The sequence below is a fragment of the Streptomyces swartbergensis genome, from assembly GCF_002148965.1.
In the GTDB taxonomy this organism is placed as follows: Bacteria; Actinomycetota; Actinomycetes; order Streptomycetales; family Streptomycetaceae; genus Streptomyces; species Streptomyces swartbergensis.
Window position 1 is genome coordinate 1 of the sequence record NZ_NGFN01000233.1, and the last position, 13844, is coordinate 13844.

The following is a 13844-nucleotide window of genomic DNA, read 5'->3' on the forward strand; positions in this document are numbered from 1 at the left end:
CGGCTCCGGCCGCCCCCGCTCCCGCGCCTCCGGCGATGAGCCCGGCCGCCTTGGCGTACCCGGCGGCACCGAACCAGCCGATGACCGCCACCGGCACGACGGCGGGGATACCGCCGGCGACCTCCTCGATCTGCGTCGCGGCCAGCCGGCACTTCGCGCACTCCTCCAGGTGCTTGCGCAGCCCCCGCTCGGCACGTGTGCGCAGCCGGCCGCGGGCATACATGCCGAGCTGGTCGGCGTGGCGCGCGCACTCCTCGTCGTCGGTGAGCGTGGCGCTGACGTGGGCCTGGAGGTAGGCCTGCTTGAGGCCCTCGCGGGCCCGGCTGGCGAGCACCCGCGTGCCGTTGGCGTCCAGCCCGAAGAGCGTGGCGACCTCGCTGGGCGACTCGTCCTCCACCTCGGTGTGCCACAGCACGGCCTGCCACCGCTCCGGCAGCGACCGGAAGGCCCGCATGGCCAGGGACCGATCGGCCTGGTGCATCGCCCGCACGTCCGCGCCCAGTTCCAGCGTGTCGTCGTCGGACCCGGCGGCGCCGCGTGCCGCTTGGGCGGCGAACACCGCGAAGTCGTCGACGAGCTGCTCCCGCCGCGCCGACCGCGTCCACGAGGCGGCGACCCGCCGCACGGAGGTGAGCAGGTACGCGCGTACGGCGTGCTCGGGGCCGGAGCCGCCGCGTACCGCCTGGAGCATGCGGGCGAAGACCTCGGCGGTCAGGTCGTCCGCGGTGTAGGCGTCACGGCAGCAGGTCCGGGCGTACCGGCGCACCGCCTGCGCGTGGCGCCGGTACAGCTCCTCGTACGCCGTGTCGTCGCCCGAGCGCATCCGGTCGATGAGGTCGGCGTCGGAGGGCGGCAGCTCGCGCGGCGGCAGGACGCTGTCCTCACGCCATGCGCGCTGCGGCGGGACCGAGCCGTCGGCGGGATGCCCGCCCGGTGGGACGCTCCCGCGTCCGCCCTGGCTCGGCACCTGCGGCGGGACCGGGCCGCCGGCTGTGGCGTCCCCGTTCCCGCTCGACTCGTCCCGCCCGTCAACGCTCATCGCGGAAAGCCCCCGCCAGCCGGCCAACACGTCCAGACCACCGGGTCACAGTGCCATATTGGCTATTGGTCAGACCCCCGGAGCCCGGACCATCACTCATCCGTGGGGATTTACCGCACCCCAGTACTGGCCGTCACTCATTCGGGGAATGATCCTCCGTCACTTCGGCTCGGAAGGCGACCGGCCCGATCGGCCGGCGAAGCCGACTGGTGCGTTCGACCAGCCCGGCCGACCAGCCCGGCCGACCAGCCCGGCCGACCAGCCCGGCCGACCAGCCCGGCCGATGGGTCCGCCCGTTGCGGCGGCCGGCCACGCCGGCATGACGTCACGCCGACGGCCCGACCTCACGCCGGCCGCGACCGCAGCCCCTCCAGCAGGATGTCCAGCAGCCGGGCCGACGCGGCCGCCTGCTGTGCCGCGTCCGGCAGCGAGGGCGCGGCCGTCGCGATCACCAGCAGCACGTCCGACACCGACACGTCCGCCCGCAGCTCACCCGCCGCACGCGCCCGCTCCACGAGCTGACCCACGACCTCGAGCAGCGCCGACGCCCCGGAGTCGTCCTCCGCCGCGACCGCCGACGCCGGCACCGAGGCGACCGCCACCGGTTCCTCCGGCGCCAGCCGCAGCTCCGCAGAGCCCGGCTGCGTCCGCTGCTGCGGCACCCGCGCCTGACCGGCCCGGTCCTCCTCGACCGAGACCCGCAGCACCTGCGGAGGCAGCAGCCGCCCGGCGCCGGAGGCCACCGACGTCCGCAGGAAGCGCGACAGCGCCGACCACGGCTCGTCCTCCTGCCCGAGCGCCGCACGGGCCTGGTCGGTCAGCCGGGAGGTCTCCTCCTCGGCTATCCGCCGCACCAGCACGTCCTTGCTCGGGAACCGCCGGTACACCGTGCCCACGCCGACCCGCGCGCGTCGCGCCACGTCCTCCATCGGCGCGCCGTACCCCAGCTCGCCGAACACCTCACGCGCCGCCCGCAGCACGTGCTCCAGATTGCGCTGTGCGTCCACGCGCAGCGGCGTCGTCCGCGGTCCGTTCCCGCGTCCGTTGCCCGCCGTCGCGCTCATCGTCACGCCACCCGCCGCGACAGCGGACGCGGACGACCAATGAGAGTCCTGAACATGCATATGCATTCCCCCGGTAATGACGTCTCCCCCCGGAGACACTCCCCGCCATACGATGCCGGGACGGAGGAACGGGCCCGTGGTCCGCGGGCCCGCCCGTCGCGGACCCGGTGAGCGCATCCCCCTACACCCCGTCGACACACGAACATAGTTGAGAGGAAGTCAATTCAGAAGGGGCACGTTCCGCACGGAGCGCCCACCGATCGGAGTACGGGCCGTATACGTCCCGAATGTGCCCCCGACCGCCCCCCGCACCACCCCTGTCGACCTGCGCATACTTACCGCAGCTCGCCTTTCCGGCCAACTCCGCGCGCTCTCCCGCTCCGGTCACACAATTCGTCGAGGCTGTGGACAAACGCAAGCGGTGGGTGCGTCATGGGAGGGTGAAGGAACGTGCGCGCATTCTCGTTGTCGGTGGTGGCTACGTCGGGATGTACACGGCCCTGCGCCTCCAGCGCAGACTGAAACGGGAACTGGATCGGGGCGAGGTGGAGATCACGGTCGTCACCCCCGACCCGTACATGACGTACCAGCCGTTCCTTCCCGAGGCCGCCGCGGGCGCCATCTCCCCCCGCCATGTCGTCGTACCGCTGCGCCGCGTCCTCGACCGCTGCCGCATCGTCATCGGCGAGGCCACCGCCATCGACCACGCGAAGCGCACCGCCACCATCACCACCCTCGCCACCGAGGAGGAGGGCACGGGCGGGCAGCAGCTGATGTACGACGAACTCGTCCTCGCCCCCGGCTCCGTCTCGCGCACCCTGCCGGTCCCCGGCCTCGCCGACCACGGCATCGGCTTCAAGACCGTCGAGGAGGCGATCGGCCTGCGCAACCACGTCATCGAGCAGATGGACATCGCCTCCTCCACCCGCGATCCCGCGATCCGCGACGCGGCCCTCACCTTCGTCTTCGTCGGCGGCGGCTTCGCCGGCGTGGAGGCGCTCGGCGAGCTGGAGGACATGGCCCGCTACGCCGCGCGCTACTACCACAACATCCGGCCCGAGGACATGAAGTGGATCCTCGTCGAGGCCTCGGACCGCATCCTGCCCGAGGTCGGCGAGGAGATGGGCCGCTACACCGTCACCGAACTGCGCCGCCGCAACATCGACGTACGCCTCCAGACCCGCCTGGAGTCCTGCGCGGACCGGGTCGCCGTCCTCAGCGACGGCGCCCGCTTCCCCACCCGTACGGTCGTCTGGACGGCCGGCGTCAAACCCCACCCGGTGCTCGCCGCCACCGACCTGCCCCGCAACGACCGCGGACGCCTCAGGTGCACGGCGGAACTGGCCGTCGAGGGCACCACGCACGCGTGGGCAGCGGGAGACGCCGCCGCCGTCCCCGACGTCACCGCCGAACCCGGCCGCGAATGCGCCCCCAACGCCCAGCACGCCCTGCGCCAGGCCAAGGTCCTCGCCGACAACATCGTGCACACCCTGCGCGGCGAGCCCCTGCAGACGTACGAACACGCCTACGCCGGCTCGGTCGCCTCCCTCGGCCTGCACAAGGGCGTCGCGCACGTCTACGGGCGCAAGCTCAAGGGCTACCCCGCCTGGTTCATGCACCGCGCCTACCACCTCAGCCGCGTGCCCACCTTCAACCGCAAGGCACGCGTGCTCGCCGAATGGACCCTGGCCGGCCTGTTCAAACGAGAGATCGTCTCCCTGGGTTCACTCGAACACCCCCGGGCCGAGTTCGAACTCGCGGCCGGTGGAAAGCCTTTCCAGGACCCCCCGCACAACCCGAAGGGGTCGTCCTGACCGGACCCAGGAACTCCACCGGCCGGCCCGGCGTCTGACGGATGCCGGTCCGGTCCGCTCACTGCCAGACTGGTCCATCACCGCGGGCGTGCCCCCACACACCCCGGTGCGGGCCCCCGGGGCCCCGGCCGGTTCCGGTGCCGGCCGCCGACGACTACACGAGGCAAGGATTCGTGAACTTCACGCGCTGGAGCGCCCGGCTCCCCGGAACGCAGCGCCGCGCCGCAGCGCGGACCGAGCAGACGGCCTCCCCGGACCGGCGGGGGGAAGGTTCCGTACCCGCCGCCCGTACCGAACAACTGATCGATGAGTCGCCGTCCGTACCCGCCGTCGACGAACTGCGGGTGCGCGAGGTCCTCGACCGCGTCCCGTCCCTCGTCGCCCTGGTCCACGGCCCCGACCACCGCATCGCCTACGTCAACGACGCCTACACGACCGCCTTCGGTGTCCGTCCCCTGGGCAAGCGCGCCCGCGAGGCCCTCCCCGAACTGGACGCCCTCGGCCTGTTCCCCCTCCTGGACCAGGTCCAGCGCAGCGGCAAGCCCCGCACGGTCAAGTCCCGCAAGGCCCCCGACGGCCGCTCCTACACCTTCACCTGCACCCCGGTCGCCCAGGGCGACGGCAAGGGCGGCAGCGACGCCCGCGGAGTCCTCGTCTTCGCCACGGACGTCACCGACCACGCCGAAGCCGCCGAACGCCTGCGCGCCAGCGAACGCCGCCAGCGCGAAACGGCGGTGACCCTCCAGCGGTCACTGCTCCCCCAGGAACTCGAGGAACCCGACGACCTGCGCGTCGCCGCCACGTACCACCCCGGCGGCACGGAGGCCGCGGTCGGCGGCGACTGGTACGACGTCATCACCCTGGGCGGCGGCCGCACCGCCCTCGTCATCGGCGACGTCATGGGCCGCGGCGTCCGCGCGGCAGCGGTCATGGGCCAGCTCCGCACGGCGGTCCGCGCCTACGCCCGCCTCGACCTGCCCCCGCACGAGGTCCTCCAGCTCCTCGACGGCCTGGCAGCCGAGATCGACGCCAACCAGATCGCCACGTGCGCGTACGCGGTCCACGACCCGAACGAGGGCAAGCTGGTCTACGCCTCGGCGGGCCACCTCCCCATCCTCGTCCGCGACGAGAACGGCACGGTCCTGCGCGCCGACGAACCCACCGGCCCGCCGCTCGGCACCGGCGGCTGGATGCACACCTCCGGCTCCATCCCCCTCGGCCCCGGCTCCACGGCCGTCCTCTACACGGACGGCCTGGTGGAGCGCCGCGACGCCGACCTGGACGAGGGCATCGCCGCCCTGGAACGCGCCCTGGCCGGCGCCACCGGCACACCCCAGGTCGTCTGCGACCGCCTGGTCCGCTCGGCCGGCGTGACCCCCGACCACGACGACGACGTGGCCGTCCTGGTCCTCCAGCACCCGGCCCGGACGGGCCCGGACAGCGAGCTCTTCCGCAACGCCGCCCTGGAACTCCTGGGCGGCGTCGAAGCGGCCCCACGCGCGCGTGCCTTCGCCTCCGGCGTCCTGACCAGCTGGCGCTTCCCCGCCGACCTGCACGACCTGGGCGTCCTGGCCACCAGCGAACTGGTCGCCAATTCCCTCCAGCACGGCACCCCGCCGATGCGCCTGCGCCTGCGCCGCACCGACCGCCGCCTGATCATCGAGGTCACCGACGGCGACGACCACCTCCCCAGACGCCGCCGCGCGGAACCGGGCGACGAATCGGGCCGGGGCATCGCCATCGTCGCCACGATCGCGTCGAACTGGGGCTGCCGCCGCACACCGGGCGGCGGCAAGGCGGTGTGGTGCGAGTTCGCCCTGCCGCGCGGGGGGATGTGACGGACGGCGGCGCCCGTACCGGGCTCCGCCGTCACGGGCGCTGGGCCGCAAGGCCCGCCCTCCGGGCGGACGACGGAGCCTCGCTCCGGGAGGACCTGGAGGCGTTCGCGGCGGAGTTGTTCGACGTCGGTGATCCTCCGTGGGGCATCGGGCCGTGGCTCGTCGGACAGGCCGTCCAGGCCGCGTTCGAGGAAGCGCCTGCGCCAGGTGCGGACCGTGTCCGGACTGATCCGCAGCCGGCGTGACACTTCCATGATCGAGTGCCCGTCGGCGCACTCCAGCACGATCCGCGACCGCTGGGCCAGCGCCTGGGCCGTCGTACGGCGACGCACCCAGCCCTCCAGCACGGCCCGCTGGGCATCGGTCACCGACAACGGCGGTCTCCGGTCACCAGCACCGCGGCGGGCAGCGTTCGCCCCGTCATGACGCCCGGCACGCTCCCCCGAGCTCTTCGAGCAGGGGGTACCCCCAGAGCACGCACCGGACGCCGCTCCTCGAAGGGCGAACGTCGCCTGTCGCGGCACTGGCTAGATCGGCTCAGGCGCGTACCGGACCGGCCGGTGAGCGGGACCGCCCTCCGCGTGCCAGGCGATGCGGGCCGCGTGCAGCCGGGTCTCGACGCCGAGCTTGGTGTAGATGCGGCGCAGGTGATCCTTGACCGTGTCAGGGCTCAGGCTGAGGGCGGCGGCGATCTCCCGGTTGGGCATGCCCTCGCCGACGAGGGCGAGGACGTCCCGCTCGCGTGGGGTGAGCGTGGAGACCAGGGCCTCGGCCGGGACGCGTTCGGAGTCGGCCGGAGCGGGCCGGACGTAGGCGGTCTTGAGGGCCTCCGTCAGGCAGGGGTCCAGCGCCAGACTGCCCTGGGCGACTGCGGTGACCGCCCAGGGCAGGTGCTGAGCGGCCGTACTGCGACGCAGGACGCCCGTCGCGCCCTGGCCGAGCAGCTGGCGTGTGCCGTGGCCGGTGAGATGCTCGGCCAGCACGACGCTGGCGGGCCGTCCGGTGCGCTGCCCCGGCCTCGCGTGCCGTCGTCCCTCCGGTTTCCCACCGCCGAGCCGCAGCAGCGTGTGCAGGGCCTCGCTCTCCGCGGCATGGCTGATAACCACGACGTCCGGCCGCGACCAGCGCACGATATCGGCCATAGTGCCGGGAGCGCCCTCGGCGACGACGCCGAACTGCTCTGCTTCGTCCAGCACCCTGCGCACCGCGATGCGGGCGGAAAGCGAGGGAGCCACCAACGCGACACGCAACATCCGTACCCCCGTCGAGTCAGGCTGGTCGTGAGAACACGCTGTGGTCAGGAGCGGGTCCTTCAGACGTCAACTGGCGCCTGCAGCCTCACACTTGGTCATGCGCGGGTCAAGCGCTTACCGTGCCGCCCGACCCTTGCCTCCCTGTCAACCCCCCAACAGGGTGACGAAGGAACGAAGGACCCCTCAACGGGGGGGTGCAGCCGGTGGCGGCGGTGCCCGAGGGTCGTGGTGGACACCGGTACACGACTATGAGGGGGAATGATGAGAGTCAAGACCGCCATAGCGGCGACGATGATCGTCGGCGCGAGCCTGTTCACCACGCAGGGCGTGGCGAACGCGGCCCTGAGCGACTGCAACTCCAACAACATGTGCATGTGGGGCAACAACGACTTCCGCTGGATGATCGGCGAGCGCGGCCACGGCTCCGGCACCTGGACGAACCTCAGCGGTGACCGCAACGACGAGATGGACTCGTGGGCCAACCGCTCCGCCAGCCACACCGGCTGCATGGCCGAGCACTCCAACGGCTCCGGCGACCGGCAGAGCATGCACCGCAACGACAGCGACGACAACGTCGCGCCCTGGAACAGCGACGAGATCTCGTCCTGGCGTACGACGAACGGATGCTGAGTTGACCGCAGCCGCTGGTGCACCGCTTGTCCGGACGAGCGGGGTGTGCAAGGCGTACCGCTCCGCGGCCGAGACCGTATGGGCCGCGCGAGACGTGGACTTCACCGCCCGGGCGGGGGAGTTCGTGTGCGTGTACGGCGCCAGCGGCTCCGGCAAGTCGACTCTGCTGAACCTGCTCGCCGGCCTGGATGCCGCCGACTCCGGCGAGATCCGGGTCGGCGGGGTCGACGTGGGCACGGCTGACGAGGCGCTGCGCGCGTCACTGCGGCTGCGTACCGTCGGTGTGGTGTTCCAGGAGCACAACCTCATCGAGGAGTTCACCGCGGCGGAGAACGTCGCACTGCCCTTGGAGGCCGCCGGCCTCTCGGTGGCCGAGGCTCGTGGGCAGGCACTGGACCAGCTCGCCCGCGTCGGCCTCGCCGGGCTGGAGGACCGGTTTCCCTGGCAGATGTCCGGCGGCCAGCGGCAGCGCGTGGGAGTCGCCCGGGCGCTCACCGGACAGCGGTCGGTCCTGCTGGCGGACGAACCGACCGGCGCATTGGACTCGACGGCCACCAAGGAGCTGTTCGAGCTGTTCCGGAAACTGTGCGACGACGGCGTCCTGGCCGTGATCTGCTCGCACGACCCACGCTGCCGCGACTTCGCCGACACGGTCTACGAGGTCGTCGACGGCCGTCTGGAATCCCGCTCGTGACCAGCACGGACGACGACACGGGAGGGCAGGCCGCATGACGCACGAGTCCGGGACCCACGGCCGCACGACGGACGACCCGATGTCCGGACCTGTGACCGCCGGATCCACCACCGCCGGGCCCACGACCGCCGGACCCGTGCCGTCGGAGCCGATGCCGTCCGCCCCCCTGACCTACGGCGGCAGGGTTCGTCTGACGTTCCGGCTCGCCCGGCGGCTGGCCCGCTCCCGGGCCCTGGCCCGGTCGGTCGCGCTCGTCTTCGTCGCGGCGCTGCTGGTGATGGCCATGTTCGTCACCCTGCGGACGCTGTCCCTGTCGGGAGAACAGGTCGCTGACAACGAACTGGGCCGCTTCGGCGCCAAGGTCGGCTATGGCAGCGGGGTGTCACTGCTGCCCGGCGACGACACGTTCTTCGAAGATCTCCGGACCCGGCTGCGCGCCGCAGGAGCCACCGACGCCGAGGTCGTGCTCAGCGCGACCGACGTCCAGCTCAACACCACACCGGCCCGCAATGTGACGGCGTTGGAGACCGCCTGGTCCGCCCACCCGTACCCCGAGCGGTACAAGCTGCTGTCGGGACGGTGGCCGAGCCGACCGGGCGAGGTGGCGGTCACCGAGCCGCGTGACGTGCCGGCCTCGGTCGGCAAGACCCTCACCGTGCTGGGCGACGTACGGCTCGAGGTCGTCGGCACCGTCGACGACCGGTCCGCGGACACCGCGAACCTGCTGCTCGGACCGGGCACCTGGGCGACGCTCGACCCGGGCCTGAGCCAGGGATTCCCGGTCCTGGCCGCCCAGATGGACGTCGTGTGGTCGGGGGAGCGGCAGCAGGCCGTCGTCGACGCTTTCGCCGGGGCGGCACGCACCTGGGCCGAGGGCCGGGACGACAGCGAGGACACCGCCGCCCTGCGGCGGGACCCGCGCACCGCCGTGACCGCCACCCTGGTCACCAGGGACCAGCTGTCCGCCCGCCCGCAGAAGACCTGGATCGAGAAGACCCCGGCCGGCTACACCGTCCCCTCCCTGCTGGTTCCCACTGCAGCGGTGGCCCTGGTGTTCGGGCTGAACGGCCGCCGTTTCCGGCGCACCACCACCTCACTGGTGTCCGTCGGCCTCTCCCGTACGACGGCGGCGGCCGCCCCGGCTCTGGCCGCGCTGGCCTGGTCACTGGCCGCGGCGGTGTGCGGAGCGGTCGCCGGTGTCGCCGTGGGCATGGGGGCCCGCCTGCTCATCTCCCACCTGCGCGAGCGCCCGGGTGGCCCGCTCGACGACCTCGCGATGCCCGCACTGCGCCTGCTCGCCGTGGTCCTGCTGACCGGCCTGATTGCCGGGGCGGTGCTGGCCCGCACCCGGCAGGGCGAGACCAGCCGCCCGCCCGGCGCGGACGACAGCGTGTCACGAGCCGATCGACCGTCCGGCCGCCGCGCCCGCGACGCCCGGCACCTGCTGGCCGTCGCCGCGTGGTGCGCCACGGCGGTGTACGCCACCCGGGTCGACTCGCCCGCCCAGGCCATGGTCCTCACCGGCATCATGATCGCCGCAGTGCTCCTGACCATCCCCGAGGTGTTCGCCGGGCTGCTCAGACTGATGCCGGAGGGCGGCCCCCGGCGCCGCCTGGTGCGACGGCAGCTGGCCGCCGACCGGGCCAGGGCCTGCGCCGCCCTGGCGGTGCTCACCGTGCTGCTCGGCGCGTCCCTGGGCTACGTCACCCTGCTGGACACCCTCATCCGCACGGTCGAGAAGCAGTCGTACCCGGCGGTCCTGCCCGGGCAGGTCCTGCTGGCCGGCTACGGGAGCGACACCCACCCGCCCAGCAAGGCACTGCTGCGCACGGCCGGCACCTCCGGCGGGCTCGACGGCCTGCCCCGCACCGAGGTGCGCTTCCTGATGGCCGGAGACCCGGACAACCCCCTGATGGCCGGCCGGGAAGGCCAGTACGGCAGCCTGCTCGCCGCGAACCACCCCCGCGATGTCGAACGACTGACCGGCCGCCGACTCGACCCGGGCCAGACCTCCGTCCTGCGCGACGGCGGCGTCCTGGTCTGGTCACACGCCGCCGACGCCCCCACCGGGCCGGACACCCGCCTGCGTCTCGCCGTCCGCCAGGGCGACAAGGTCCTGGGCCGCACCGCCGCCCTGCCCGCCACGGCCCTCGACGTGGACCCGGCCGAATGGCGCACAGGCTCCGACGGCATCATGCTGCGCGCCACCGCGACCGCGCTCGACCTGCCGATCCAGGCACACGGACCCGTCATGGTCACCGGTGTCTCCGACAAGAAGGCCCACGCCCTGCAACAGGCAGTGATCGACGCCGGCCTGGACGCCGGTGCGGTGCTGATCCACGTGGAGCCCGACGACCCGGTGCCCCCGACAGCGCTCCTGGCCACCGCGGTGGGCCTGGTGGCCCTGGCCCTCGCCGCCGTGCTCGCCGCCACCCGCAGCCAGACCCGCATCCTGCGTCGCTACCTCGCCCGACTGATCGCCGTGGGCATCCCGCCGCGCTGGGCACGCCAGGTGCTGCTCTGTCAGCACGCGGCTCTCATCGCCGTGAGCACCCTGCTCGGCCTGGTGATCGCTGTATTCCCGACCGTCGTCCTCGCGGCGCGGATCTCCGGTTTCGTGCTGAGCGTCCCGTGGTGGCAGCTGGCCGTCCTCGCCGCGGCGATCTACTTCGCCGCGCTGCTCGCCGCGGTCCACTCGGCCCACCGGCTTCGCGTGACCGAGGCGCGATCGGCCTGACCCGGACAGCCCGGCCCGGGCGCACGCCGACGGCGCCGGTGCCTCACACGTCCGCGGAAACGGGCGCCCCACCCCGCGCCACGACCCGGCTCTTCGCGAGCCACGGCCGATCCTGCACCTCCGTGAGCTGCCGCCCCAGCCGCACCGCAAGGAAGCTGATCCCCAGCGAGAACAGCAGGAAGGCCACGATGTACGGCGCGTGCAGCGAAGCCCCCAGCGGCCCGCCCACCGCCGGCCCGACGGCCAGCGCGAGCTGCTTGACCAGAGCGAACGCGGAGTTGTACTGCCCTGCCATCCCCTCCGGCGCCAGATCGGCGACCAGCGGGGCGACCGTGGGCGACAGCATCGCCTCACCCAGCCCGAACAAGGCGTACGTCGAGACGAACGCGGCGGTCGCCATCTCCTGGCTCCCGTGCCCAAGGCCCGCGTACCCGGCGACAGCCCAGGCCACGGCCCAGATCAGCCCGACAGCGGCGATCACCCGCGAGCGCCGACGCCGCTCCACGAACCGCAGCACGGCGAACTGCGCGACGACGATCACCAGCGTGTTGGCGGCCAGCGCCGTCCCCAGCGCGGACGTCGAAATCCCGGCAGCCTCGACCCCGTACGCGCTCAGCCCCGACTCGAACTGCCCGTAGCAGGCGAAGAACAGCACGAAGCCCAGCACACACAGCTGCACCATGGCCCGGTTGCCCAGCAGCTGCTTCCAGCTGCCCCGCCCCGACGCCACGGGCGCGCCCTCGATCCGCGGCGCGTGCGGCATCCGCACGGTCGCCATCACCACGACCAGCAGCAGGAACATCGCCGCCTCGATCGCGAAGAGCAGCGTGAAGGAGGCAGCGCTCGTCGTGTCGACCAGATGACCGCCGATGAGGCCACCGACCCCGAGCCCGAGGTTCTGCAGGAAGAACTGCGTGGCGAAGGCCCGCGACCGCGTCTCCGCCGACGAGCAGTCCACGATCATCGTGGCCAGCGCCGGCTGCATCACGGCCTGCCCGGCCCCCAGCAGGGAGGCCGACGCCAGCACGGCGGCCGCACTGCTCGCGACCCCCAGACTCAGCGCACCCAGGGCGGAGGTGACCAGGGCGGCGAGCAACACCGGCAACGGTCCACGCCGGACGATGGCCCGCCCGGCGAACGGCAGCACGACCAGCGCCGCCACAGCGAAAACGGCGAGTACGAGACCCGCCGTCATGGCTCCCAGTCCCCGCACCTGCGCCACGTAGACGTACAGATAGGGGACGGTGAAGCCGAGCCCGAACGCGCTGAGTGCGTTGCCCAAGTGGATCCGGCGCATCGCTGCGCCCATCGCCCTGGTCACGTTCACCTCTCTCACAAGTTAGGAGTGAAGACTTCGAAACTAAACTTTGAAGCTAAAGAGTACATACTCAAGGACTTCAAGGCAAAGAACGGCCGTGCCATACTGCGCCCATGGGCGACACCCCCGGCCCCAGCGAGCCGACCCTCGAAGAGCAGATCGCCGCGTACCAGCGCGAGTTCCAGGACCTCGACCCCCAGGTGGAGCAGATCGTCTCCGCCTTGTCCCGCCTGAACCGCCGCATGAACGTCGCCTACGGCCGTCAGACCGCGGCCCTCGGCATCAGCAACGCCGAGTGGGAGGTCCTCAAGGCCCTCGTCCTCTCCGGCGCCCCCTACCGTCTGGGGCCCAGCGACCTCGCGAAGCGCCTCGGACTGACCCCGGCCGCCATGACCCACCGCATCGACCGCATGGTCGGCGAAGGACTGGTCACCCGTGAGCGGGACGAGTCCAACCGGGTCCGCGTCATCGTGGAGCTCACCCAGGGAGGTCGGGAGAAGTGGCTGGAGGCGATGCGCCTGGCGTCGGTCTTCGAGGAGGACCTGCTCCAGGACCTGTCCCCGGACGAGCGCACCGCGCTCGGCGAGGTCCTCACTCGCCTCCTGCGCCGGGTGGAGGACGCCCAGCCGGACGCCGGCGGCCGCCTCTCCGACCTGGACTGACGCCTCACAAAAGATCTTGACAGGGGCCACTTGACAGCCCCCTCCCCGATCCGTAAAGTTCTTCGGGTTGCCGCGGAGCCGTAACGGTTCTGCGACAGCGCTTCCGCCGCACCAGCGGCACCCAACCACTAGCAAGATCGATCCCAACGGGGTTGATTTCGGCGTGCCCGAATTCAATTCGAATTGGGACTCGACGACCTGATCGACTCCGAACCGGCTTCGATTTTGGAAACGCCGAGAGAACGCGCTAAGGTTGGACCCGTCGGAACGGCCCAAGGGCCGGGAAGACGAACCCCGCTGACTGGGGGTCAGGTCGAGAAAAGGATCTGATAGAGTCGGAAACGCAAGACCGAAGGGAAGCGCCCGGAGGAAAGCCCGAGAGGGTGAGTACAAAGGAAGCGACCGTTCCTTGAGAACTCAACAGCGTGCCAAAAGTCAACGCCAGATATGTTGATACCCCGTCTCCAGCATCAGCTGGGGCGAGGTTCCTTTGAAWAAACACAGCGAGGACGCTGTGAACGGTCGGGCTTATTCCGCCTGACTGTTCCGCTCTCGTGGTGTAGCACCGGATTACCGGTACACATTCACGGAGAGTTTGATCCTGGCTCAGGACGAACGCTGGCGGCGTGCTTAACACATGCAAGTCGAACGATGAACCACTTCGGTGGGGATTAGTGGCGAACGGGTGAGTAACACGTGGGCAATCTGCCCTGCACTCTGGGACAAGCCCTGGAAACGGGGTCTAATACCGGATACTGACCACCTTGGGCATCCGAGGTGTTCGAAAGCTCCGGC

At 71.8% G+C, this 13844-nt stretch carries 10 protein-coding genes, 1 rRNA gene and 1 pseudogene; 7 read left to right on the forward strand and 5 right to left on the reverse strand.

The window, feature by feature from the left end; genetic code table 11:
• Both CA983_RS29600 and CA983_RS29605 read right to left on the reverse strand, forming a co-directional pair.
• Positions 1 to 1039: RNA polymerase sigma factor (locus CA983_RS29600; protein WP_143645581.1), on the reverse strand; the 1039-nt coding region annotated here is incomplete at its 3' end.
• Between the two features lie 344 nt (positions 1040 to 1383).
• A complete protein-coding gene (locus CA983_RS29605) occupies positions 1384 to 2163 on the reverse strand; it encodes a TetR/AcrR family transcriptional regulator (protein WP_086603889.1) in 780 nt (259 codons plus the stop codon).
• Between the two features lie 380 nt (positions 2164 to 2543).
• Between CA983_RS29605 and CA983_RS29610 the strand changes: the two genes are divergently transcribed.
• Positions 2544 to 3917 (forward strand): NAD(P)/FAD-dependent oxidoreductase, encoded by a 1374-nt coding sequence (locus CA983_RS29610; protein WP_086603890.1) that lies wholly within the window; start codon positions 2544 to 2546, stop codon positions 3915 to 3917.
• Between the two features lie 173 nt (positions 3918 to 4090).
• Complete coding sequence (locus tag CA983_RS29615; RefSeq protein WP_086603891.1) at positions 4091 to 5755, forward strand: ATP-binding SpoIIE family protein phosphatase; 1665 nt, start codon at positions 4091 to 4093, stop codon at positions 5753 to 5755.
• A gap of 140 nt (positions 5756 to 5895) precedes the next feature.
• Here the strand turns inward: CA983_RS29615 and CA983_RS49680 are convergent.
• A pseudogene (locus tag CA983_RS49680) lies at positions 5896 to 6279 on the reverse strand (helix-turn-helix domain-containing protein); the annotation flags it as partial.
• A gap of 3 nt (positions 6280 to 6282) precedes the next feature.
• Positions 6283 to 6951 (reverse strand): response regulator transcription factor, encoded by a 669-nt coding sequence (locus CA983_RS29625; protein WP_158101901.1) that lies wholly within the window; start codon positions 6949 to 6951, stop codon positions 6283 to 6285.
• A gap of 315 nt (positions 6952 to 7266) precedes the next feature.
• On the opposite strand from CA983_RS29625, the gene CA983_RS29630 reads away from it, so the two are divergent.
• Genes CA983_RS29630 through CA983_RS29640 form a run of 3 tightly spaced genes read left to right on the forward strand, consistent with a single transcriptional unit; the run spans position 7267 to position 11069 of the window.
• Positions 7267 to 7638, forward strand: a complete 372-nt coding sequence (locus tag CA983_RS29630) for a peptidase inhibitor family I36 protein (protein WP_086603893.1) — start codon at positions 7267 to 7269, stop codon at positions 7636 to 7638.
• A gap of 1 nt (position 7639) precedes the next feature.
• Positions 7640 to 8332 carry an ABC transporter ATP-binding protein gene (locus tag CA983_RS29635; protein WP_167407493.1) on the forward strand — a complete coding sequence of 231 codons (693 nt, stop codon included), beginning with the start codon at positions 7640 to 7642 and terminating at the stop codon, positions 8330 to 8332.
• A gap of 34 nt (positions 8333 to 8366) precedes the next feature.
• Complete coding sequence (locus CA983_RS29640) at positions 8367 to 11069, forward strand: ABC transporter permease family protein (RefSeq protein WP_086603895.1); 2703 nt, start codon at positions 8367 to 8369, stop codon at positions 11067 to 11069.
• Between the two features lie 43 nt (positions 11070 to 11112).
• Here the strand turns inward: CA983_RS29640 and CA983_RS29645 are convergent, their stop codons facing one another.
• Positions 11113 to 12378: an MFS transporter gene (locus CA983_RS29645; protein ID WP_086603896.1), complete on the reverse strand. Its 1266-nt coding sequence runs from the start codon at positions 12376 to 12378 to the stop codon at positions 11113 to 11115.
• 122 nt (positions 12379 to 12500) lie between these two features.
• Between CA983_RS29645 and CA983_RS29650 the strand changes: the two genes are divergently transcribed.
• Together CA983_RS29650 and CA983_RS29660 are read left to right on the forward strand one after the other, a co-directional pair.
• Positions 12501 to 13049 carry a MarR family winged helix-turn-helix transcriptional regulator gene (locus CA983_RS29650; RefSeq protein ID WP_086603897.1) on the forward strand — a complete coding sequence of 183 codons (549 nt, stop codon included), beginning with the start codon at positions 12501 to 12503 and terminating at the stop codon, positions 13047 to 13049.
• A gap of 583 nt (positions 13050 to 13632) precedes the next feature.
• Positions 13633 to 13844, forward strand: a 16S ribosomal RNA gene (locus CA983_RS29660); the annotation flags it as partial.